At 37.5% G+C, this 23,866-nt stretch carries 26 protein-coding genes; 25 read left to right on the top strand and 1 reads right to left on the bottom strand.

The window, feature by feature from the left end:
* The 3 genes from rpe to spoVM all read left to right on the top strand — a co-directional run bounded on the left by rpe (position 1) and on the right by spoVM (position 1,572).
* Complete coding sequence (rpe, locus tag VF726_RS11315) at positions 1-645, top strand: ribulose-phosphate 3-epimerase (RefSeq protein WP_087958595.1); 645 nt, start codon at positions 1-3, stop codon at positions 643-645.
* Positions 646-744: 99 nt separating this feature from the next.
* Positions 745-1,425: a thiamine diphosphokinase gene (locus VF726_RS11320; protein ID WP_440168065.1), complete on the top strand. Its 681-nt coding sequence runs from the start codon at positions 745-747 to the stop codon at positions 1,423-1,425.
* A gap of 66 nt (positions 1,426-1,491) precedes the next feature.
* On the top strand, positions 1,492-1,572 hold the full coding sequence (gene spoVM, locus VF726_RS11325; RefSeq protein WP_001213599.1) for a stage V sporulation protein SpoVM: 81 nt from the start codon (positions 1,492-1,494) through the stop codon (positions 1,570-1,572).
* 73 nt (positions 1,573-1,645) lie between these two features.
* Here spoVM and rpmB read toward each other — a convergent pair whose 3' ends face one another.
* Positions 1,646-1,834: a 50S ribosomal protein L28 gene (rpmB, locus tag VF726_RS11330; protein WP_000124776.1), complete on the bottom strand. Its 189-nt coding sequence runs from the start codon at positions 1,832-1,834 to the stop codon at positions 1,646-1,648.
* A gap of 376 nt (positions 1,835-2,210) precedes the next feature.
* On the opposite strand from rpmB, the gene VF726_RS11335 reads away from it, so the two are divergent.
* The 22 genes from VF726_RS11335 (at position 2,211) to sucC (ending at position 23,847) form a co-directional block, all read left to right on the top strand.
* The gene (locus VF726_RS11335; RefSeq protein WP_000021109.1) at positions 2,211-2,573 is read left to right on the top strand and encodes an Asp23/Gls24 family envelope stress response protein; all 363 of its coding nucleotides are present in this window, start codon (positions 2,211-2,213) and stop codon (positions 2,571-2,573) included.
* A gap of 22 nt (positions 2,574-2,595) precedes the next feature.
* Positions 2,596-4,272: a DAK2 domain-containing protein gene (locus VF726_RS11340; RefSeq protein ID WP_440168070.1), complete on the top strand. Its 1,677-nt coding sequence runs from the start codon at positions 2,596-2,598 to the stop codon at positions 4,270-4,272.
* A 289-nt stretch (positions 4,273-4,561) separates the two neighbouring features.
* Positions 4,562-6,610 carry an ATP-dependent DNA helicase RecG gene (gene recG / locus VF726_RS11345; protein ID WP_440168072.1) on the top strand — a complete coding sequence of 683 codons (2,049 nt, stop codon included), beginning with the start codon at positions 4,562-4,564 and terminating at the stop codon, positions 6,608-6,610.
* 88 nt (positions 6,611-6,698) lie between these two features.
* Complete coding sequence (gene fapR, locus VF726_RS11350; RefSeq protein ID WP_000747352.1) at positions 6,699-7,292, top strand: transcription factor FapR; 594 nt, start codon at positions 6,699-6,701, stop codon at positions 7,290-7,292.
* Positions 7,289-8,281, top strand: coding sequence for a phosphate acyltransferase PlsX (gene plsX / locus VF726_RS11355; RefSeq protein WP_000684108.1), 993 nt, complete (start codon positions 7,289-7,291; stop codon positions 8,279-8,281). Before fapR ends, plsX begins: the two co-directional genes overlap by 4 nt.
* A gap of 14 nt (positions 8,282-8,295) precedes the next feature.
* On the top strand, positions 8,296-9,240 hold the full coding sequence (gene fabD, locus VF726_RS11360) for an ACP S-malonyltransferase (RefSeq protein ID WP_440168075.1): 945 nt from the start codon (positions 8,296-8,298) through the stop codon (positions 9,238-9,240).
* Positions 9,240-9,980 carry a 3-oxoacyl-[acyl-carrier-protein] reductase gene (gene fabG / locus VF726_RS11365; RefSeq protein ID WP_166702023.1) on the top strand — a complete coding sequence of 247 codons (741 nt, stop codon included), beginning with the start codon at positions 9,240-9,242 and terminating at the stop codon, positions 9,978-9,980. The genes fabD and fabG overlap by 1 nt, the downstream gene beginning before the upstream one ends.
* 69 nt (positions 9,981-10,049) lie before the next feature.
* Entirely contained in the window at positions 10,050-10,283 is a 234-nt protein-coding gene (acpP, locus tag VF726_RS11370) for an acyl carrier protein (RefSeq protein ID WP_000786062.1), read from the top strand.
* Positions 10,284-10,341: 58 nt separating this feature from the next.
* Positions 10,342-11,079: a ribonuclease III gene (rncS, locus tag VF726_RS11375; protein ID WP_001146870.1), complete on the top strand. Its 738-nt coding sequence runs from the start codon at positions 10,342-10,344 to the stop codon at positions 11,077-11,079.
* Between the two features lie 146 nt (positions 11,080-11,225).
* The gene (smc, locus tag VF726_RS11380; protein WP_440168080.1) at positions 11,226-14,795 is read left to right on the top strand and encodes a chromosome segregation protein SMC; all 3,570 of its coding nucleotides are present in this window, start codon (positions 11,226-11,228) and stop codon (positions 14,793-14,795) included.
* A gap of 15 nt (positions 14,796-14,810) precedes the next feature.
* Positions 14,811-15,800, top strand: coding sequence for a signal recognition particle-docking protein FtsY (gene ftsY, locus VF726_RS11385; RefSeq protein WP_440168082.1), 990 nt, complete (start codon positions 14,811-14,813; stop codon positions 15,798-15,800).
* Positions 15,801-15,933: 133 nt separating this feature from the next.
* On the top strand, positions 15,934-16,266 hold the full coding sequence (locus VF726_RS11390; RefSeq protein ID WP_000891062.1) for a putative DNA-binding protein: 333 nt from the start codon (positions 15,934-15,936) through the stop codon (positions 16,264-16,266).
* 12 nt (positions 16,267-16,278) lie between these two features.
* Positions 16,279-17,628 (top strand): signal recognition particle protein, encoded by a 1,350-nt coding sequence (gene ffh, locus VF726_RS11395; RefSeq protein ID WP_000863461.1) that lies wholly within the window; start codon positions 16,279-16,281, stop codon positions 17,626-17,628.
* 100 nt (positions 17,629-17,728) lie between these two features.
* The gene (gene rpsP / locus VF726_RS11400) at positions 17,729-18,001 is read left to right on the top strand and encodes a 30S ribosomal protein S16 (RefSeq protein ID WP_000268750.1); all 273 of its coding nucleotides are present in this window, start codon (positions 17,729-17,731) and stop codon (positions 17,999-18,001) included.
* A 14-nt stretch (positions 18,002-18,015) separates the two neighbouring features.
* Positions 18,016-18,243 carry a KH domain-containing protein gene (locus VF726_RS11405; protein WP_087958605.1) on the top strand — a complete coding sequence of 76 codons (228 nt, stop codon included), beginning with the start codon at positions 18,016-18,018 and terminating at the stop codon, positions 18,241-18,243.
* 120 nt (positions 18,244-18,363) lie between these two features.
* Positions 18,364-18,879: a ribosome maturation factor RimM gene (rimM, locus tag VF726_RS11410; RefSeq protein ID WP_166702027.1), complete on the top strand. Its 516-nt coding sequence runs from the start codon at positions 18,364-18,366 to the stop codon at positions 18,877-18,879.
* Positions 18,879-19,613, top strand: coding sequence for a tRNA (guanosine(37)-N1)-methyltransferase TrmD (gene trmD / locus VF726_RS11415; protein WP_440168088.1), 735 nt, complete (start codon positions 18,879-18,881; stop codon positions 19,611-19,613). The genes rimM and trmD overlap by 1 nt, the downstream gene beginning before the upstream one ends.
* Before the next feature lie 146 nt (positions 19,614-19,759).
* A complete protein-coding gene (rplS, locus tag VF726_RS11420; protein WP_001186516.1) occupies positions 19,760-20,104 on the top strand; it encodes a 50S ribosomal protein L19 in 345 nt (114 codons plus the stop codon).
* A gap of 101 nt (positions 20,105-20,205) precedes the next feature.
* Entirely contained in the window at positions 20,206-20,757 is a 552-nt protein-coding gene (lepB, locus tag VF726_RS11425) for a signal peptidase I (RefSeq protein WP_440168091.1), read from the top strand.
* Between the two features lie 20 nt (positions 20,758-20,777).
* On the top strand, positions 20,778-21,668 hold the full coding sequence (gene ylqF / locus VF726_RS11430; RefSeq protein WP_016135245.1) for a ribosome biogenesis GTPase YlqF: 891 nt from the start codon (positions 20,778-20,780) through the stop codon (positions 21,666-21,668).
* 51 nt (positions 21,669-21,719) lie between these two features.
* Positions 21,720-22,493 carry a ribonuclease HII gene (rnhB, locus tag VF726_RS11435; protein WP_429599464.1) on the top strand — a complete coding sequence of 258 codons (774 nt, stop codon included), beginning with the start codon at positions 21,720-21,722 and terminating at the stop codon, positions 22,491-22,493.
* Between the two features lie 193 nt (positions 22,494-22,686).
* On the top strand, positions 22,687-23,847 hold the full coding sequence (gene sucC, locus VF726_RS11440; RefSeq protein ID WP_016086604.1) for an ADP-forming succinate--CoA ligase subunit beta: 1,161 nt from the start codon (positions 22,687-22,689) through the stop codon (positions 23,845-23,847).
* The last annotated feature ends 19 nt before the right edge of the window (positions 23,848-23,866 follow it).

A 23,866-nucleotide genomic window follows, 5' to 3' on the forward strand; every position in this document is an offset into this window, starting at 1 on the left:
ATGATTAAAATTGCACCATCGATCTTATCAGCAGATTTTTCAAAATTAGGGGAAGAGATTAAAGATGTAGAAAAAGGCGGAGCGGATTACATTCACGTCGATGTAATGGATGGACATTTCGTACCAAATATTACGATTGGACCATTAATTGTAGAGGCGATCCGCCCGATTACATCGTTACCGTTAGATGTACATTTAATGATTGAGAATCCTGATAACTATATCCCGACTTTCGCAAAAGCGGGAGCAGATATTATTACTGTTCATGTAGAGGCGTGCCCTCATCTGCATCGTACAATTCAGTTAATTAAATCTCATGGCATTAAAGCGGGAGTTGTATTAAATCCGCATACGCCAGTTTCAACGATTGAGCATGTATTAGAGGATATCGATATGGTATTACTTATGACAGTAAACCCTGGATTTGGCGGACAGAAATTTATCCATTCTGTATTACCGAAAATTAAACAAGTTGCAGAAATGGTTAAAGAGCGCAATCTAGACGTAGAAATTGAAGTTGATGGTGGTGTAAACGCTGAAACAGCAAGGCTTTGTGTGGAAGCAGGGGCAAATGTACTTGTAGCTGGATCAGCAGTATACAATCAAAAAGACCGCGGTGAAGCAATTCGTGTCATTCGTGGATAATGAATGAGCGAGTCTTTATCCCAGTGAATCTTCTAGTGTAGTAAGTTTTCACTATTTATAAAGGATAGAGAAAAAATATGTAAAAAGGCAATCTACCGAATGGCAGATTGCCTTTTTACAATAGAAGGGGAAGGAAACATGATTATTCATATTTTAGCGGGAGGTCCTGCGGAATATTGTGCAGATTTTTCTCGATATGAAAATGAGAAAGTAGTGTGGGCGGCAGTTGATAGAGGAGTATATCGTTTATTAAAAGGCGGAATTACTCCAACTGTTGCGTTTGGAGATTACGATTCGGTTACTGAAGAGGAATTAGTATGGATGGGGCAGCAAACAAATGACTTACATATTGTTCCTCGTGAAAAAGATCAAACGGATTTAGAAATTGCGATTAACTGGGCGTTAGAACAAAATCCGACATTGATTCGTATTTTTGGTGCTACCGGCGGAAGGATGGATCACAGTTTAGCAAATATACAGATGCTTTTAAAAGGGTTAGAAATCGGGATAGAAATGTGTATTGTCGACAATAAAAATGAAATAAGCGTAAAAAAAGTGGGTACACATATAATTGAAGAAAATAAAAATTTCCCTTATGTATCTTTTGTGCCAGTTACTGAAATAGTGGAAGGGATTACATTACTTGGTTTTAAGTATCCTCTAACTAACAAAACAATAGAGTGGGGATCAACACTTTGTATTAGTAATGAACTCGTTGAGGAAAAAGGTACTTTTTCATTTACTTCTGGCATATTAATGGTGATAAGAAGCACTGATTAAAGAAACAATTTTGCTCCTTACATCATATAGTGAACAAGTGGAGTAATGGGGATTAGGAGGGAAACCATGAGATTTTATACAATTAAGTTACCTAAATTTCTTGGTGGAATTGTTCGTGCCATGTTAAATACCTTCAAAAAAGATTAAAAAAAGCACCTATTACCGGTGCTTTTTTCATTGGTATAGTAAAAAAAGAGCCTAGCGGCTCTTTTTTTTATTATTAAACACGTTCGATTTTGCCAGATTTTAATGCTCTAGCAGAAACGTAAACACGTTGAACTTTTCCGTCGATGCGTACGCGAACTTTTTGAAGGTTAGCGCCCCACTTACGTTTTGTAGCGTTCATTGCGTGAGAACGAGAGTTACCAGAACGAGCTTTTCTTCCAGTAATAGCACAAACACGAGCCATTTATATTTCCCTCCCTTGATACCTTACCATACGTAATTTTTCAATGTTAGTCTTTTATGCGATGCTAAAAACACTACTATAATTTAACACAACTAAAAAGAGAATGCAACACTGTAGAAAAAAGAAATCAAGAAAAATTACTTGACACTATATGTCAATGAAGAAAAGTTGAAATCAAGAAAAATTGCTTGACATATTATAGTGGTACATGTTGTATAATAACAATGGACTATTTTGCTCATCATAAAAAATGTGATTTGAAACATAAAATATGAGAGTGAAAAGAAAGAACGATGGAATTTTCTTTAAAAAGATTATATGATAGTAACTAAAGTAGTCTAACTCACTTTCACCATTTATGAAGGGGGAAAACGAGATGTCAATTGAAATTAAAACGAAGTACGGTCAAATTGATATTAGTACAGATGTAATTGCAACAATTGCTGGAGGTGCCGCGGTAGATTGCTACGGTATCGTAGGTATGGCATCAAAAAATCAGTTAAAAGATGGATTAACAGACATTTTACGAAAAGAAAACTTCACTAGAGGTGTTATCGTTCGTAAAGATGAAGATGAAGTACATATTGATATGTATATTATTGTGAGCTATGGTACGAAAATTTCAGAAGTAGCACATAACGTGCAGACGAAAGTGAAATATACATTAGATCAAACTGTAGGACTAGCAGTAGATTCTGTAAACATCTACGTACAAGGAGTTAAAGTAATAAACTTGTAATGTGCATTAAGGAGGAAAATCTGTGTCAATTCAAAAAATTGATGGAAAACGTTTATCACAAATGATCATGCAAGGAGCGAATAATTTAACAAATAATGTTCAGCTTGTTGATGCATTAAACGTATTTCCAGTTCCAGATGGCGATACCGGTACAAACATGAACTTATCTATGACTTCAGGCGCACGTGAAGTGAAAGCAAATCCTTCACAACATGCTGGTAAAGTCGGCGTAAGTTTAGCCAAAGGATTATTAATGGGAGCTCGTGGTAACTCTGGAGTTATTTTATCTCAGTTATTCCGTGGTTTCTCAAAATCCATTGAACAAAAAGAAGAATTAACAACAGTTGATTTTGCTGCAGCTTTAGAAGCTGGAGTAGAGGCGGCTTACAAAGCGGTTATGAAACCGATTGAAGGAACGATTTTAACGGTTGCAAGAGAAACGGGTAAATATGCAGTAACAGTTGCGAAAAAACAGCGCGACTTTGTTTTGTTTATGGAAGACGTTGTGAAAGAAGCAAACGCATCGTTAAATCGTACGCCAGATTTATTACCTGTATTAAAACAAGTTGGCGTTGTAGATAGCGGTGGTAAAGGTCTTGTAGTAGTATATGAAGGATTTTTAGCTGACTTAAAAGGAGAAACGATTTCTTCTGATGCACCTGCCCAACCATCTATGAATGAGATGGTACGAGCAGAACATCACCGTAGTGTACAAAGCCAATTGAGTACAGAAGATATTAAGTATGGATATTGTACGGAGTTCATGGTGAAATTAGAGGCTGAAAAAGTGAAAGAGCATAATTTCTCTGAACAAAAATTCCGTGAAGATATTAGTGTGTATGGCGATTCTCTGCTAGTTGTATCTGATGATGAAATTGTAAAAGTTCATATTCATGCAGAGCATCCTGGAGACGCTATGAACTACGGACAACGTTACGGTAGTTTAATCAAGATTAAAGTAGAGAATATGCGTGAACAGCATACTGCTTTATTAGATGAGCCTGCTATGATGCCTGAGCCAATTAGTCAGTCTAAAGAGAAGCAACCGTACGGTATCGTAACTGTAGCTATGGGATCGGGTATTAAAACTTTATTTGAGAGTATTGGCGCGACGAAAGTTATCGAAGGTGGCCAAACGATGAATCCAAGTACGGAGGATATTGTGAAGGCGATTGAAGAAGCGAACGCTGAAAAAATCATTATTTTACCGAATAACGGGAATATCGTGATGGCAGCAGAACAAGCAGCGTCAGTTGTGGATCAAGAAGTGATTGTAGTTCGTTCAAAAACAGTTCCTCAAGGTATGGCTGCAATGTTAGCATTTAATCCAGCTGGAACGTTAGAAGAAAATGAAGAAAACATGAAAGAAGCTTTATCTCATGTGAAAACTGGTCAAATTACGTATGCTGTACGTGATACGGAAATTGATGGTGTAGCAATTCAAAAAGATGATTTCATGTGTATTGCAGATGGAAAAATCGTATCAACAAATGCGGAAAAAGTAGGAGCTGCGAAGCAATTACTAGAAGCACTTATTGATGAAGATTCTGAAATTGTAACGATTCTACAAGGTGAAGATGCAACTGATGAAGAAGTAGCTGAGTTAGTTGAATTTGTAGAAGAGAAATTTGAAGATGCAGAAGTAGAAGTACATGCTGGAAACCAACCGGTGTATTCTTTCATCTTCTCTGTAGAATAAGAAAAATTCGTTTTGAAAATAAATGGATTACTTACTTGCTAATGGATAAGAAGTAGTAATATGAAGTTTATTACTAGTTTTTATTCAAAAGGCTAGCATATTGAAGATAAAAAAGAGCCTTGCTGCTAATAGTGAGGCTCTTTTCTTTCGTGTTGCTTATGAGGTATTTGAGTAGTTTCTCTTAGAATGCCTATGATAGAATATATAAGGTGAAAGAGAGCGATTACAGATGTCAATCGTGCTAATCGATAATGTATCAAAGAAAATAATGTGACGGAGCGTGAGAATCTTGAATGAAGTTGTACAAGTTCCTGTTACGGATGTAAAGGGAATCGGAGGAGAAACATCTGAGTTATTACACGAGATGGGAATTTATACAGTTTCTCATCTATTAGAACATTTTCCGTACCGTTATGAAGATTATGCGATGAAAGATCTTGCTGAAGTCAAGCATGATGAACGTGTAACAGTTGAGGGAAAAGTTCATAGTGCTCCTTTACTGCAATATTATGGGAAGAAAAAGTCGCGCCTTACGGTTCGTGTCCTCGTCGGTCGTTATTTAATTACAGCTGTATGTTTTAATAGACCGTACTATAAGCAGAAGTTAACTTTAGATGAAACGGTAACGATAACAGGTAAATGGGATCAACACCGTCAAACGATTTCGGTATCTGAGCTTCATTTTGGACCTGTTGTACGTCAACAAGAAGTTGAACCTGTATACTCAGTGAAAGGGAAACTTACAGTAAAACAGATGCGCCGCTTTATTGCACAAGCGTTAAAGGAGTATGGAGACTCTATAGTCGAAGTGTTGCCTGATGGATTGCTAAGTCGATATAAATTACTGCCACGTTATGAAGCGCTCAAGGCGCTTCATTTCCCGGTAGGGCAGGAAGATTTAAAACAAGCGCGTCGCCGTTTTGTATATGAGGAATTTTTCTTATTTCAGTTGAAAATGCAAACATTACGGAAAATGGAGAGGGAAAATTCGAAAGGGACGAAAAAAGAAATTCCTTTAGCAGAATTGCAAGAGTTTATCGATGCACTTCCGTTTCCGTTAACTGGTGCGCAACGCCGGGTTGTAGATGAAATTATGAAAGATATGACATCTCCTTATCGAATGAATCGTTTGTTACAAGGTGATGTAGGTTCTGGTAAAACGGTTGTTGCAGCAATTGGTCTTTATGCAGCGAAATTAGCACACTATCAAGGCGCTTTAATGGTTCCTACAGAAATTTTAGCAGAACAACATTATCAATCGCTCGCAGAGACGTTCTCACACTTTGGTATGAAAGTTGAATTGTTAACAAGTTCAGTTAAAGGTGTAAGACGTCGAGAGATTTTGGCAAAATTAGAACAAGGAGAAATAGATATCCTTGTTGGAACACATGCTTTAATTCAAGATGAAGTTATCTTTCATAGGTTAGGTCTTGTTATTACTGATGAGCAACATCGATTTGGTGTAGCTCAGCGACGAGTTTTAAGAGAGAAAGGTGAAAGTCCGGACGTATTATTTATGACGGCGACCCCAATTCCGCGTACGTTAGCAATTACTGCATTTGGGGAGATGGATGTTTCTATAATCGATGAGATGCCAGCTGGTAGAAAGGTAATTGAAACATACTGGGCAAAACATGATATGTTAGATCGAGTTCTCGGTTTTGTGGAGAAGGAGATAAAAAAAGGAAGACAAGCATATGTTATTTGTCCCCTTATTGAAGAATCTGAGAAACTTGATGTACAAAATGCAATCGACTTACATAGTATGCTGACTCATCATTATCAAGGGAAATGTCAAGTCGGATTAATGCATGGGAGATTATCATCTCAAGAAAAAGAAGAGATAATGGGACAATTTAGTGAGAATAAAGTGCAAATTCTTGTATCGACAACAGTAGTTGAAGTAGGAGTGAACGTACCGAACGCGACTGTAATGGTTATTTATGATGCGGAGCGTTTTGGTTTATCGCAGCTTCATCAGCTGAGAGGGCGTGTTGGCCGTGGTAGTGAACAGTCGTATTGCTTATTAATCGCGGATCCAAAATCGGAAACGGGAAAAGAGCGAATGCGTATTATGACCGAAACGAATGATGGATTTGTATTGTCAGAAAAAGATTTAGAGTTAAGAGGTCCTGGAGATTTCTTTGGAAGTAAGCAAAGTGGTTTACCAGAATTCAAGGTTGCTGATATGGTACATGATTATCGAGCGTTAGAAACAGCTAGACAAGATGCGGCGTTACTAGTAGATTCAGAAGCATTTTGGCATAATGATCAATATGCTTCGCTGCGTACGTATCTGGACGGAACAGGTGTGTTCCAGGGAGAGAAGCTCGATTAAAGGGATGCAACGAAAGTTTTTGTTGCATTCTACTTTTAATGATTATATACTACTGTTAGTACCTAGTCATAAAAATGGATGGTGCGGTATGAAAAAAAGAAGAAGCAAAAAAGAAAGACAAGAATTATTACAACAAACTATAGAAACGAATCCTTTTATAACGGATGAAGATTTAGCAGAAAAATTTCAAGTGAGTATACAAACCGTACGTCTTGATCGTATGGAATTATCTATTCCTGAATTAAGAGAAAGAATTAAACATGTAGCTACAAAGCAACATGAAGAAGATGTGAAATCTTTACCGTTAGAAGAGGTTGTCGGAGAAATTATCGATATAGAATTAGATAGACATGCGATTTCTATCTTTGAAGTGAAGGTAGAACACGTATTTAAAAGAAATCAAATTGCCCGCGGGCATCATTTGTTTGCACAAGCAAACTCACTAGCTGTTGCGGTTATTGATGAAGAATTAGCTTTAACTGCAAAGTCTACCATTCGCTACATTCGTCCTGTAAAATTAGGGGAGCGTGTCGTTGCGAAAGCGCGCGTTGAAGATGTAGAGAATGATAAAGGACGGACGGTTGTCAAAGTGCGTAGCTTTGTTGGAGAAGAACTTGTTTTTACAGGCACTTTTGAAATGTATCGATCTAGTAATTATAGTGAGGAAGGTAACAACTTATGAAAATCGCAATAGATGCAATGGGCGGCGATCATGCTCCAAAGGCTGTCGTACTAGGAGCAATGAAAGCTATTAAGGAATATTCTGATTTACATATTACGTTAGTAGGGAAAGAAGAGGAAATTCGTCAATACTTAACGAGTGAAGAACGAATTACAATACTTCATACAGATGAAAAAATTGAATCGACAGATGAACCAGTAAGAGCGGTTCGTCGAAAAAAACAAGCTTCAATGGTACTAGCGGCGCAGCAAGTGAAAGACGGTGTAGCGGATGCTTGTATATCAGCTGGTAGTACAGGAGCTTTAATGGCGGCTGGATTGTTTGTTGTAGGTCGTATGGAAGGAATTGAGCGACCAGCTTTATCCCCTACAATGCCAACTGTTGATGGAGAAGGTTTTGTTATGTTAGATGTTGGAGCGAACGTTGATGCAAAACCAATTCATTTATATCAATATGCAGTAATGGGATCTGTATACGCAGAGAAAGTAAGAGGAATTAAAAATCCTCGCGTTGGACTTTTAAACGTTGGAACAGAGGATGGAAAAGGGAATGAACTTTCAAAACAAGTCTTTGCAATGCTTAAGGATGCCCCGATTAATTTCGTTGGGAACGTTGAATCAAGAGATTTATTGCAAGGTGTAGCAGATGTTGTTGTATGTGATGGATTTACAGGCAATGTAGCGCTGAAATCATTAGAAGGAACAGCGCTTGCATTATTCTCTATGTTAAAAGAGCAGTTAATGAGTTCGTTTACGAGCAAATTAGCAGCAGCGGTATTAAAACCAAAACTTATGGTATTAAAAGATAAAATGGATTATTCGGAGTATGGAGGGGCGGCATTATTTGGATTGAAAGCTCCTGTCATTAAGGCTCACGGTTCTTCCAATGATCAATCGATATTTAGTGCGATTCGTCAAACGAGAGAAATGGTAGCGAAAGAAGTTATTCCTACTATTTCAAGCGTAATGGAGAAAGAGCCACTCCAATAAGAGGAGGATTTGAAATGGGAAAACTAGCATTTCTTTTTCCGGGCCAAGGTTCACAGGCAGTAGGAATGGGTAAACAGTTAGCAGAGAATAATAAAGAGGTTGCAAATGTATTTGCAAAAGCAGATGAGGTGTTGCAAGATTCACTTTCGGAAGTGATTTTTGAAGGGCCGCAGGAAAAGCTTACGTTAACGACAAATGCGCAGCCTGCCTTATTAACAACGAGTTTTGCTATTTTGACAGCTTTGAAAGAGTATGATATTACACCAGACTTTGTCGCAGGACATAGTTTAGGTGAATATAGCGCTCTTGTGGCAGCGGGTGCAATAACTTTTGAAGATGCTGTATATGCTGTAAGGAAACGTGGGGAATATATGGAAGAAGCTGTTCCTGGCGGAGAAGGTGCAATGGCAGCTATTTTAGGTGCTGATCCACATATGCTGAAACAAGTTACAGAAGAAGTAACAAGTGAAGGATATGCAGTACAAATTGCTAATATGAATAGTACGAAGCAAATTGTGATTTCTGGAACAAAGCAAGGAGTCGAGATTGCTTCTCAAAGAGCGAAAGAAAATGGTGCAAAGAGAGCTGTTCCGCTTAAGGTAAGTGGACCGTTCCATTCTTCGCTTATGAAGCCAGCAGCGGAGAAATTCCAAAGTGTCTTAAATGAAATTACAATTCAAGATACGAATATTCCGGTTATCGCAAATGTAACAGCGGACGTTATTACAAGTGGTGCACATATTCAAGAAAAGTTAATCGAGCAGCTCTATTCGCCTGTCTTATGGTACCCATCCATTGAATATATGGTGAATCAAGGGGTAGATACATTTATTGAGATTGGACCTGGGAAAGTACTTGCTGGACTTATGAAGTCAATTAATTCATCAGTGAAAGCATATGCGATATACGATGAAGAAACATTGAAAGATACCATTTCAAATTTGAGAGGAGAAAACTGATGTTAAAAGGGAAAGTAGCATTAGTAACTGGTGCTTCACGTGGAATTGGTCGTGCGATTGCGATTGATTTAGCGAAACAAGGGGCAAATGTTGTAGTAAATTATGCTGGTAATGAGCAAAAGGCAAATGAAGTAGTTGATGAAATCAAGAAATTAGGTTCGGATGCAATTGCAGTAAGAGCAGATGTTGCAAATGCTGAAGACGTTACAAATATGGTGAAACAAACTGTAGATACATTTGGACAAGTTGATATTCTTGTAAATAATGCAGGTGTAACAAAAGATAATTTATTAATGCGTATGAAAGAAGAAGAATGGGATACAGTTATTAATACAAACCTAAAAGGTGTATTCTTATGTACAAAGGCAGTATCTCGATATATGATGCGTCAACGTCATGGACGTATTGTTAATATCGCTTCTGTTGTTGGAGTAACGGGTAATCCAGGACAAGCAAACTATGTTGCTGCTAAAGCAGGTGTAATTGGATTAACAAAAACATCAGCAAAAGAGTTAGCGAGCCGTAATATTACTGTAAATGCAATTGCTCCTGGATTTATTGCGACAGATATGACAGACGTATTAGATGAAAATATAAAAGCTGAAATGTTAAAATTAATTCCTGCAGCTCAGTTTGGTGAAGCGCAAGATATCGCGAATGCTGTAACGTTTTTTGCTTCTGATCAAAGCAAATATATTACAGGTCAAACGTTAAATGTTGATGGCGGTATGGTAATGTAATAAAAGAATTGATTTCAACTAGTTTTTTTGGCTAATATTTAATATAATATTTGAGGGGAGGTGAATGGAATGGCAGATGTTTTAGAGCGTGTAACAAAAATCATCGTTGATCGTTTAGGTGTAGAAGAAACTGAAGTAGTACCAGCTGCGAGCTTTAAAGAAGATTTAGGTGCAGACTCCCTAGATGTAGTAGAACTTGTAATGCAATTGGAAGATGAATTCGAAATGGAAATTTCTGATGAAGATGCTGAAAAGATTGCTACTGTTGGCGATGCTGTGACTTACATAGAGAGTCATCTATAATGCTTAAGTGAAGTCCCGTTTTTTAGCGGGGCTTCTCGGCTTATATCTGGAGGGACCTATGCCGTACCGAAAACATAGAGAAAAAAAATACGAAACAAAATATCGTGAAGCGTTTAAAGTATTTCAAGAAGAGATAGGTATTACGTTTACAGATGAAAAATTATTGATTCAAGCATTTACGCATTCATCGTATGTGAATGAGCATCGAAAAAAACCGCATGAGGACAATGAGCGTCTCGAATTTCTTGGCGATGCTGTATTGGAACTCACTGTATCACAGTATCTGTTTCAAAAATATCCGACAATGAGCGAAGGAGAGTTAACAAAATTACGTGCAGCTATTGTATGTGAGCCATCTCTTGTTCGTTTTGCAAACGAGTTGTCATTTGGTAGCCTTGTTTTATTAGGAAAAGGTGAGGAAATGACGGGTGGACGTGAACGACCAGCTTTATTAGCGGATGTCTTTGAAGCGTTTATTGGAGCCCTTTACCTTGATCAAGGGCTAGAAACAGTTTGGGGATTCTTAAAAGAAGTTGTATATCCGAAAATTAATGAAGGTGCTTTTTCTCATGTGATGGATTATAAGAGTCAATTACAAGAATTGATTCAGCGTGATGGTAGTGGTAATATTGAATACCAAATTCTGCAAGAAAAAGGGCCGGCTCACAATCGAGAATTTGTGTCACGTGTTACGTTAAATAATGTGGCATTAGGTCTTGGTAGTGGGAAGTCGAAAAAAGAAGCAGAGCAACAAGCTGCTGCAGAAGCGTTGAAAAAATTAAAAGAACAACTATAAGGAATCCCCCTTTGAATGAGGGGGATTCCTTATGCATAGAATGAAACTTTCCTTTTGTTTGTAAATGAAAGGAAAGGAAATCCGTATAATAGTTTGTTTTGTATAAACAACATTTATGGCAACGGAGAATAGGAGGAAGGCCTTTCGTGTTTTTAAAAAGATTAGAAATAGCAGGATTTAAGTCTTTTGCTGAGCGTGTATCTGTTGATTTCGTCCCAGGTGTAACGTCTGTAGTAGGACCTAATGGGAGCGGGAAAAGTAATATTACTGATGCCATTCGCTGGGTACTTGGTGAACAATCGGCAAAATCATTACGTGGTGCAAAGATGGAAGATATTATTTTTGCAGGTAGTGATACGAGAAGAGCAGTTAATGTTGCTGAAGTAACGATAACTTTAAATAATGAAGATCAACGTTTACCGATTGAATATAATGAGGTGTGTGTAACGCGTCGTGTATCTCGTTCTGGTGATAGTGACTTTTATATTAATAAACAATCATGTAGATTGAAAGATATTATCGATTTATTTATGGACTCTGGTATGGGAAGAGAAGCTTTTTCGATTATTAGCCAGGGGAAAGTTGAAGAGATTTTAAGTAGTAAATCGGAAGAACGTCGCGGTGTATTTGAAGAAGCGGCAGGAGTGCTGAAATACAAGCTTCGTAAAAAGAAAGCTGAAGGGAAATTAGCAGACACACAAGAAAACTTAAATCGTGTGCAAGATATAATTCACGAATTAAGTAGTCAAGTAGAGCCTTTAGAAAGACAAGCTTCTATTGCGAAAGATTATCTGGAAAAGAAAGAAGAGTTAGAGAAAGTAGAAGCGGCGCTTATTGTACATGAAATTGAAGAATTACATGAGAAATGGGAAGCGCTTCGAAATCAGTTTGGGCATAATAAAGACGAAGAAGCGAAAATGTCAACGCATTTACAAAAAGGTGAAGAAGAGCTAGAGGAATTACGAGGCCAATTGCAAGCAGTAGATGAGTCTGTAGATTCCTTGCAAGAAGTACTTCTTCTTTCTAGTAAAGAACTAGAAAAGTTGGAAGGGCAGCGTGAGCTATTAAAAGAGAGAAAGCAAAATGCAACGACGCATTGTGCGCAACTCGAACAGTTAATTGTTGAATTAACAGCGAAAGCTACAAGTTATGATGGTGAAATAGAATCAAGTACAGAAGTGTTGATGCAATTTGTAAATCAAGTAAAAGAGTTGGAGACGAAATTGCATGATAATGAGCAATTGCTTGTAACGTTTGCCGACAATTTAGAGGAACAAATTGAGAATTTAAAAGGTGACTATATTGAACTTTTAAATCAACAAGCTAGTCATCGTAATGAGTTATCTATGATTGAAGAGCAATCTAAGCAACAAAACTCTAAAAATGAACGTCTTGATGAAGAAAATGCGAAATATGTAGAAATGCGTATGGAAATTACAGCGAAAAAGACGAAACTTGTGGAAAGTTATGAACAAGTGAAAGAAAAAGTAGCTGGAATCCTTTCAAATATACAAAAGACAGAAGCGGCACTTGGGAAATGCAAGACGCAGTATAGTGAAAACGAAACAAAACTGTACCAAGCGTATCAATTTGTACAACAGGCACGTTCTCGAAAAGAAATGTTAGAAGAGATGCAAGAAGATTACTCAGGTTTCTATCAAGGGGTACGTGAAGTATTAAAAGCTAGAGAAAATAGGTTGCAAGGTATCGAGGGTGCTGTTGCAGAACTGCTAACGGTACCGAAAGAATATGAAGTTGCAATGGAAATTGCTCTAGGTGCAGCGATGCAACATATTGTCGTACAAAAAGAAGAGCATGCTCGTAATGCAATTGCATTTTTAAAACAAAATAAACATGGACGAGCAACGTTTTTACCACAAGCTGTTATTAAAGGTAGATCGTTATCATTTGAGCAATTGCGTATTGCAAATCAACACCCATCGTTTGTAGGTGTAGCGGCAGAACTTGTGCAATATAACAATAAATATGAAAATGTAGTTTCGAATTTATTAGGTACTGTTATTGTTGCAAAAGATTTACGCGGGGCGAATGAGTTGGCGAAACAACTACAATACCGTTATCGTATTGTAACAATCGAAGGTGATGTAGTGAACCCTGGCGGTTCTATGACAGGTGGAGCAGTAAAACAGGCGAAATCTTCTTTATTAGGGCGTCAACGTGAGCTAGAAGAGTGGACGAATAAGTTAACTGATATGGAAGAAAAAACGACGAAGTTAGAAAACTTTGTTAAAGCAGTAAAGCAAGAAATTCAAGAAAAAGAAGTGCAAATACGTGAACTGAGACAAAGTGTAGAAGCAGAGCGTGTAGATGAACAGAACTTAAGAGAAGAAATTAGTCGCTTGGAATTAGAAGAACATCGTATTAATGATCGTTTATCTATTTATGATTTAGAGATTGAAGGGTTCTTGCAAGATCAAGTGAAAATGCAAGGGCGTAAAGAAGAGTTAGAAAAGATTTTAGCGACTCTTCAAGCTGAGATTACGGAATTAGATAGCAAAATCGCAGCTTTAACAAAACAAAAAAGCGAGCAGCATTCTTCGAAAGAAAAAGTTCAAAAAGAAATGACTGAATTAAAAGTGTTGGCAGCTGAAAAGCAACAACGCTTATCTAATCAAAAAGAAAAAGTTGAACGATTGACGAAGGAAAAAGAAGAAACGGATGCAACGCTTCTCAAAACAAAAGAGGATTTAGCATTCTTAAAACAAGAAATGACATCGAATTCAAGTGGTGAAGAGCAAATTACGAATATGATTGAGAAGAAAGCATATGATCGTAATCAAACTTCAGAGTTAATTCGCTCTCGTCGAGAACAACGTGTATCGTTACAAGAGAGAGTAGAACATTTAGAGCGTAATTTGAAAGAAACAACAGGTAAACATAAATACATTCTTGAGATGTTGAAAGATCAAGAAGTTAAAATTAACCGACTTGATGTAGAGTTAGAAAATAGATTACAACATTTACGTGAAACATATACGATTTCATTTGAAGCGGCAAAACTGAAGTATACAATGGTGATGCCTGCCGAGGATGCACGTAAAAAGGTGAAACTAATTAAGCTATCCATCGAAGAACTAGGTACAGTAAATCTAGGCGCAATTGAAGAGTATGAGCGTGTAGCGGAGCGTCATACATTCTTACTAGAGCAAAAAGAAGACCTAGAAGAAGCGAAAACGACATTGCACCAACTGATCACTGAAATGGATGAAGAAATGAAAAAACGCTTTTCTACTACGTTTGAAGGAATTCGAATGGAGTTTCAATCGGTATTCTCTGAATTATTCGGAGGCGGTAGAGCGGATTTAGTCATGACAAATCCAGAGGACTTATTAAATACGGGTATTGATATCGTAGCGCAACCGCCTGGGAAGAAACTGCAAAACTTAGGTTTACTTTCAGGTGGAGAGCGTGCTTTAACAGCAATTGCGCTGTTATTTGGTATTTTAAAAGTACGCCCAGTCCCATTCTGTGTACTAGATGAGGTAGAGGCTGCTCTTGACGAGGCAAACGTTGCCCGTTTTGCCCAGTATTTAAAGAAATTTAGTGATGAGACACAGTTTATTGTAATTACACATAGAAAAGGTACAATGGAAGAGTCTGACGTATTGTACGGTGTAACAATGCAAGAGTCGGGGGTATCTAAACTTGTCTCGGTTCGTTTAGATGATGGAGAAGAACTAGTTGCAAGCAAATAGGAAGGATGGGACAGTATGAGCTTTTTTAAAAAACTAAAAGAAAAAATTTCGAAACAAACAGATACGGTAACAGAGAAGTTTAAACAAGGATTAGAAAAAACGAGAAATTCGTTTGCGGATAAAGTAAATGATTTAGTCTTTCGTTACCGTAAAGTAGATGAAGATTTCTTTGAAGAATTAGAAGAAATTTTAATCGGTGCGGACGTTGGCGTTTCAACAGTGATGGAATTAATCGATCAATTGAAAGAAGAAGTACAACGCCGTAACATTCAAGATCCAAGAGAAGTACAAGCTGTTATTTCAGAAAAACTAATAGAAATTTATAAAGGCGACAGCGATTTTACTAATGAAATTAATATGCAAAAAGATGGCTTGACAGTTGTTTTGTTTGTTGGTGTTAATGGTGTAGGTAAAACGACAACAATTGGTAAGATGGCTCATAAGTTTAAATCAGAAGGTAAGTCTGTCTTATTAGCGGCAGGAGATACGTTCCGTGCTGGAGCGATTGAACAATTAGAAGTATGGGGCGATCGCGTTGGCGTAGAAGTGATTAAACAAGGATCAGGGTCTGATCCAGCCGCGGTTATGTATGATGCTGTACAAGCTGCAAAAGCACGTAACGTAGACGTATTACTATGTGATACAGCAGGGCGTTTACAAAATAAAGTGAACTTAATGAAAGAGTTAGAGAAAGTAAAGCGTGTAATTGAGCGTGAAGTACCAGGAGCTCCTCATGAAGTATTACTTGTTATTGATGCTACAACAGGACAAAACGGTTTAAGTCAAGCGAAAACATTCCGTGAAGCAACAAATGTTACAGGTATTGTTTTAACGAAGTTAGATGGAACTGCTAAAGGTGGTATTGTAGTAGCGATTCGTAACGAAATGGATGTACCAGTGAAATTTGTTGGATTAGGAGAGCAAATGGATGATCTGCAACAGTTCGATCCAGAACAATATGTGTATGGTTTATTTGCGAACTTAGTAGAAACGGAAGAAGTATAAGTGAAAGAAGCGGTATTTTCCGCTTCTTTTTCTATAAAAATATGTGATGTTAAGAAAAAAACTTGACACTCTTTTGTACTCCATGTAAACTAATTCATGTAAAGGGAAATCACTTAACAAAGGATGATCCAACATGCTCGAAAAAACAACGAGAATGAACTATTTATTTGATTTTTATCAATCGTTGTTAACGCAAAAACAAAGAAGTTATATGTCGCTTTATTATCTAGATGATTTATCTCTTGGTGAAATTGCGGAAGAATTTGATGTAAGTCGCCAAGCCGTGTATGATAACATTAAACGGACTGAAGCGATGCTTGAAGAATATGAAGAAAAATTAGTATTACTTCAAAAGTTTCAAGAGCGACAGCGACTTGTTGCAAAGCTAAAACAGCTAATCAGCGAAGAAGAGCATGTGAATGAAGAAATGAAACAAGTTGTTGAAGCTATCGAAAAATTAGATTAGGAGGGCGGCAATATGGCATTTGAAGGATTAGCCGACCGACTTCAACAGACGATGCAAAAAATCCGCGGCAAAGGAAAAGTTTCTGAAGCCGATGTGAAAGAAATGATGAGAGAAGTTCGTCTAGCTCTTTTAGAAGCAGACGTTAACTTTAAAGTAGTAAAAGATTTTGTAAAGCGTGTGTCTGAACGTGCTGTCGGACAAGATGTAATGAAAAGTTTGACACCTGGACAACAAGTAATTAAAGTCGTACAGGAAGAACTTACAGAACTTATGGGCGGAGAGCAAAGCAAAATTGCTGTTGCTAATAAGCCACCGACTGTTATTATGATGGTTGGTCTGCAAGGTGCAGGTAAAACAACGACGACAGGTAAGCTTGCGAATTTGCTTCGTAAAAAGCATAATCGTAAACCAATGCTTGTTGCAGCGGATATTTACCGTCCTGCAGCGATTAAACAGCTTGAAACATTAGGGAAGCAATTGGACATGCCTGTATTCTCTTTAGGAGATCAAGTAAGTCCTGTTGAAATTGCGAAACAAGCGATTGCAAAAGCAAAAGAAGATCATCACGATTATGTTTTAATCGATACAGCAGGTCGCCTGCATATTGATGAAGAACTAATGGATGAATTAGCGAAAGTGAAAGAAGTTGCGAAACCGGATGAAATTTTCCTTGTTGTCGATGCGATGACGGGACAAGACGCGGTAAATGTTGCACAAAGTTTCCATGAACAGTTAGGTTTAACTGGGGTTGTATTAACGAAATTAGATGGTGACACGCGCGGTGGTGCGGCATTATCTATTAAAGCTGTTACAAATACACCAATTAAATTTGCTGGTATGGGTGAAAAACTAGATGCACTTGAAGCGTTCCATCCAGAACGTATGGCATCCCGTATTTTAGGGATGGGAGACGTCTTAACATTAATTGAAAAAGCGCAAGCTACAGTTGATGAAGAGAAAGCAAAAGAACTTGAGCAAAAAATGCGTACGCTTTCGTTTACGCTTGACGATTTCCTAGAACAACTTGGACAAGTGCGTCAACTTGGACCGCTTGATGAATTGTTAGGAATGCTTCCTGGTGCAAATAAAATTAAAGGGCTGAAAAATGCGCAAGTTGATGAAAAACAAATTGGGCATATTGAGGCAATTATTCGTTCTATGACTAAATTAGAACGAGAACAACCGGAAATAATCAATGCTAGTCGCAAAAAGCGCATTGCCAAAGGTAGCGGTACAACGGTACAAGAAATCAATCGTTTAATCAAGCAATTTGATGATATGAAAAAGATGATGAAAACGATGACTGGAATGCAAAAAGGTAAGAAAAAAGGACTAGGTGGATTGAAGTTTCCATTCATGTAAGGAAAAAAGATGGCTCTGTTAAGAAAAAATACTTTACAAAGCAATAGTCTTTTTGCTAATATAATTATCTGTGTGAAATAAATTCGGAGGTGCTTTATAAATGGCAGTTAAAATTCGTTTAAAACGTATGGGAGCTAAAAAAACTCCTTTCTATCGTGTAGTTGTTGCAGATTCTCGTTCTCCTCGTGACGGACGTTTCATTGAGGAAATCGGTACTTACAATCCGGTTGCTCAACCAGCTGAAGTTAAGATCAACGAAGAAGCAGCATTAAAATGGTTAGGAAATGGTGCTAAACCATCTGATACAGTTCGTAACTTATTCTCTAACCAAGGTATCATGGAGAAATTCCACTTATCTAAACAAGGTAAGTAATTGAGGCAATGACTATGAAGAAGTTAGTCGAGACGATTGTCAAGCCTCTTGTCGATCATCCTGAAGATGTAAATGTTACACAGGAACTTTACAACGGAGAGATCAAGTATCGATTAACTGTACATCCTGAGGATGTTGGAAAAGTCATTGGAAAGCAAGGGAAAGTTGCGAAAGCAATTCGAATGCTCTTGTATTCAGTGGGACATCATAATGATGAAAAAGTAACACTGGAAATTCAATAAACGTAAAAAGGGCGAGGAGTTATTCCTCTCCCTTTTTTAACATTTAAAGAGAAGTTGCATGTTCCATATATGAAATGGAGATGCTTAATTTATATAGAAACCAGGGGTGACATACTATTTATGACAAAATGGTTTAACGTAGGGAAAATTGTAAATACTCATGGCGTAAGAGGAGAAATTCGTGTTATTTCTCGTACTGATTTTCCAGAAGAGCGATATAAAGTAGGAAACACGTTATACATAAGCGATGAGAAAGGTACAGACTACCTTCCGGTAAAGGTCACTTCTCATCGTCAACATAAGACGTTTGATTTATTAACACTTGAAGGATACAACAATGTAGATGAAGTAGAGAAGTTTAAAGGTTCTTTAATAAAAGTACCAGAAGAGCAGTTAGGCGAACTAGCTGAAGGTGAATACTACTATCATGAGATTATTGGGTGCAACGTTGTAACGGAAGAAGGAGAAGCGTTAGGAACAATAAAAGAAATTTTATCTCCTGGTGCAAATGATGTTTGGGTAATTAAACGTCCAAAAGGTCAAGATCTGTTAATTCCTTATATTGATGATGTTGTACTTCAAGTTAATATTGAGAATAAATTAGTAACCATTCATGTAATGGAAGGGCTGCTATAATGAAAATTGACATTTTAACATTGTTTCCAGATATGTTTACAGGTGTGTTTGGATCTTCAATTTTAAAGAAAGCACAAGAAAAAGAAGCGGTAGAGCTTCGTGTTGTCAATTTCCGCGACTATACAACGAGTAAGCATAATAGCGTAGATGATTATCCGTATGGTGGTGGTGCTGGGATGGTGCTAACCCCTCAGCCTATCTTTGATGCAGTGGAAGAGTTAACGAAGGAAACAGAACGTAAACCGAGAGTTGTCTTAATGTGTCCACAAGGAGAGCGTTTTACGCAGAAGAAGGCAGAAGAGCTTGCTGAAGAAGAGCATGTTATTTTTGTGTGTGGTCATTATGAAGGGTACGATGAACGAATTCGCGAACATCTCGTAACAGATGAAATTTCTATCGGCGACTACGTATTAACAGGTGGAGAGTTAGCCTCTATGGTTATCACTGATAGTGTCGTACGTCTTTTGCCAGGGGTGCTAGGAAATCATGCTTCGCAAGTCGAGGATTCGTTTAGTACAGGTTTATTAGAGCACCCTCATTATACACGCCCAGCTGATTTTCGTGGAATGAAGGTACCGGATGTATTAATGTCAGGAAATCATAAAAATATTGATGAATGGCGACATAAAGAATCACTACGTCGTACGTACACGCGTAGACCGGATTTACTGGAAGAACGAGAATTGTCTAAGCAAGAAAAGCAATGGCTAGAACAGATTAAAGAAGGCAAATAAGGGCTTGATATATTTTCTATTGCAACAGTCCTAGCAATATGCTATTATAACAATTGTGCTGCTGAAATCAGTGGCCGTATTAACGATGTTCCGCTGTAATTTATTAAGACTTTATAAGAGCATCTGTTTAAAGGAGAGAATTTAATATGCAACAATTAATCGCAGAAATTACAAAAGGCCAATTAAAAACTGACCTTCCTTCATTCCGTCCTGGAGACACTTTACGTGTACACGTAAAAGTAGTTGAGGGAACTCGTGAAAGAATTCAGCTTTTCGAAGGTGTTGTAATTAAACGTCGTGGTGGCGGAATCAGTGAAACATTCACAGTTCGTAAGATTTCTTACGGTGTAGGTGTTGAGCGTACATTCCCAGTTCACACGCCAAGAATCGCGAAAATCGAAGTACTTCGCCGTGGTAAAGTACGTCGTGCTAAGTTATACTACTTACGTAACCTTCGCGGTAAAAAAGCACGTATTAAAGAAATTCGATAAGACATGTATGGGAGCTTGTAAATGCACAAGCTCCCTTTTTCCAATCTATATAAAATTTTGATATAATACGAGCAGCTTACATAATCGTGGAGGGGAAATGCATGAAGAAAGAAAAGAGTTCACTTTGGGAATGGGTTAAGGCAATTTTGATTGCTGTTGTATTAGCGGGTGTTATTAGACAGTTTTTCTTTGCGCCAATTCTCGTAGATGGAGTATCGATGGCATCTACTTTACATGATCGCGATCGAATGATTGTCAATAAAATTGGTTATCACATAGGAGACCCGAAACGATTTGATATTATTGTATTCCGAGCAACGGAAGATAAGGATTATATTAAGCGTATTATCGGCCTTCCAGGCGATGAAATAGAGTATCGTAATGATAAACTGTATGTAAACGGAAAGGCTTATGAGGAGCCGTATTTAGACAAGCAGAAAAAGCAACTTGCTGATGGACCGCTTACATATGATTTTACTCTTGAAGAAATGACAGGGAAGAAAACTGTTCCAGAAGGTCAGTTATTTGTTTTAGGTGATAATCGTCGTTTTAGTAAAGATAGCCGTTCGATTGGTACAATTTCAATGGACCAAGTAATCGGAAAAGCAAATATACTATATTGGCCGTTAAAAGACGCTCGTATTGTGAAATAAAAGAAAAAGAAGGTGGCAACATGGTAATCCAATGGTTCCCGGGACATATGGCAAAGGCTAGACGCCAAGTAACAGAAAAATTAAAGTTAATTGATGTTGTAATTGAGCTTGTAGATGCTCGATTACCTTTATCTTCTCGAAATCCGATGATTGATGAGATTATTACACATAAGCCGAGGCTTGTTGTTTTAAATAAAGCGGATATGGCGGATGATCGTTTAACAAAACAATGGATCGCATATTTTAAAGAAAAAGGTCATATGGCAATTTCAATTAACGCACAAGCTGGACAAGGTATGAAGGAAATTGCAGCGGCTTGTAAAGTGTTAGTGAAAGAGAAGTTTGATAAAATGGTTGCAAAAGGTATTAGACCGAGAGCGATTCGTGCATTAATCGTAGGTATACCGAATGTTGGTAAATCTACTTTAATTAATAAATTAGCAAAGAAAAATATTGCTAAAACAGGAGATCGTCCTGGTGTGACAACAGCTCAACAATGGATTAAAGTTGGGAAAGAAATGGAACTGTTAGATACACCTGGTATTTTATGGCCTAAATTTGAAGATCAATTAGTGGGTCTTCGATTAGCGACAACGGGCGCAATTAAAGATTCAATTTTAAATTTGCAAGATGTTGCTGTTTACGCACTACGTTTTATGGAGAAACATTATCCAGAACGTTTGAAAGAGCGATATAATTTAAATGAGATCCCAGAAGATATTGTGGAGTTATTCGATGCAATTGGAAAAAATAGAGGCTGTTTAATGGGCGGCGGAATGATTGATTATGATAAAACATCTGAACTTGTACTTCGTGAGCTTCGAGGTGGCAAACTTGGAAAAATGACGTTTGAAACACCAGAAGAGTTTGCAGAGCAAACAGAAGATGTAGAAAAAGTAGAAGAAGTATAAGACGTGCGTTTGTACGTCTTTTCTTTTTTGTATATAAAGGGAGTGGCATGAATGCAAAAAGTGACTATTCAAGAAGCGGAACATTTACTACAAGAAATTATAAGTGAAGAGGACGACCGTTTTCAAATTTTAATGAAAGATGAGCGAAAAGGGGTGCAAAAGCTCATTTTGAAGTGGTATAAACAAAAAGAGTTAGCACAAAAGGAAAAAGAAAAATTTTTAGAAATGTCTAAGTATGAAAATGCGTTACGTGAAAAAGGTCTCACATATATCGCAGGTATAGATGAAGTAGGTCGTGGACCGCTAGCTGGGCCTGTTGTGACGGCAGCTGTTGTCCTTCCGGAAGATTTTTATATTCCAGGGTTAAATGATTCGAAAAAGCTGAGTGAGGCGAAGCGAGAGCGTTTTTATGATGAGATTAAAGCACAAGCAATTGCCATTGGAGTTGGAATTGTATCACCGCAAGTGATTGATGAGATAAACATTTATCAAGCGACAAAACAAGCAATGCTAGATGCTGTTGCGAATTTATCTTGTACACCAGAATATTTATTAATTGATGCGATGAAACTCCCTACACCAATTCCGCAAACATCCATCATTAAAGGTGATGCGAAAAGCATCTCTATTTCAGCTGCATCTATTATTGCGAAAGTAACGAGAGATCGTATGATGAAAGAGCTTGGAGAAAAGTATCCTGCATATGGATTTGAACAACATATGGGATACGGCACAAAACAACATTTAGAAGCGATTGAAGCGCATGGAATATTAGAAGAACATCGAAAATCGTTTGCACCAATTAAAGATATGATTCAAAAATAAGCTGTGTTTTCGCAGCTTATTTTTTATTTTGACATATAAACATTACTATTTTCAAAAAAGAATAAAGCGATTTCAGTTTTCTGACACTTTATTGTAGACAGCGTGCCAATCATCTTATACAATGGCAATGTAATGTTTTTTAAACATTAAAAAACTTTTCGAGTAAAACAGGAAAACAGGGGAGGATGGGACCATGAATATCCATGAGTACCAAGGTAAGGCAGTCCTTAGAAGCTATGGGGTTAGCGTTCCGAACGGGAAGGTTGCATTTACAGTAGAAGAAGCTGTAGAAGCAGCAAAAGAATTAGGAACGGATGTATGTGTAGTAAAAGCACAAATTCACGCTGGTGGACGCGGCAAAGCTGGCGGAGTAAAAGTTGCAAAAAATTTAGATGAAGTTCGTACATATGCAGAGAGCATTTTAGGAACTACACTTGTGACACATCAAACAGGTCCTGAAGGTAAGGAAGTAAAACGCTTACTTATCGAAGAAGGTTGCGATATTAAAAAAGAATATTATGTAGGTCTTGTTTTAGACCGTGCAACTTCTCAAGTTGTTTTAATGGCGTCTGAAGAAGGCGGAACAGAAATTGAAGAAGTAGCAGAGCAAACACCTGAAAAAATCTTTAAAGAATATATTGATCCAGCAGTAGGCTTACAAGGCTTCCAAGCACGCCGAATCGCATTTAACATCAATATTCCAAAAGAACTTGTAGGACAAGCTGTGAAGTTTATGATGGGCTTATACCGTGCATTTATCGAAAAAGATTGCTCTATCGCAGAGATTAATCCACTTGTAACAACAGGTGACGGTAAAGTTATGGCATTAGATGCGAAATTAAACTTTGATTCTAATGCTTTATATCGCCATAAAGATATTTTAGAACTTCGCGATCTTGATGAAGAAGATGCAAAAGAGATTGAAGCTTCTAAATATGACTTAAACTACATTCCTTTAGATGGAAATATCGGTTGTATGGTTAATGGTGCAGGTTTAGCAATGGCTACAATGGATATCATTAAACATTATCATGGCGATCCAGCTAACTTCTTAGATGTTGGTGGCGGTGCAACAGCTGAAAAAGTTACAGAAGCATTCAAAATTATCCTTTCTGACAAAAATGTAAAAGGTATCTTCGTTAACATTTTTGGTGGCATTATGAAGTGTGATGTTATCGCAGAAGGTGTTATTGAAGCGACGAAACAAGTAGGTCTTGAATTACCTTTAGTTGTACGTCTTGAAGGTACAAACGTAGAGTTAGGTAAGAAAATTTTAAATGAGTCTGGTTTAAATATTGTTGCAGCAGAATCTATGGCAGACGGTGCACAAAAAATTGTTTCACTAGTGGGCTAATAGAAAGCGGGGGAGAAAA

This window comes from Bacillus sp. Brlt_9, from assembly GCF_051948935.1.
GTDB lineage: Bacteria > Bacillota > Bacilli > Bacillales > Bacillaceae_G > Bacillus_A.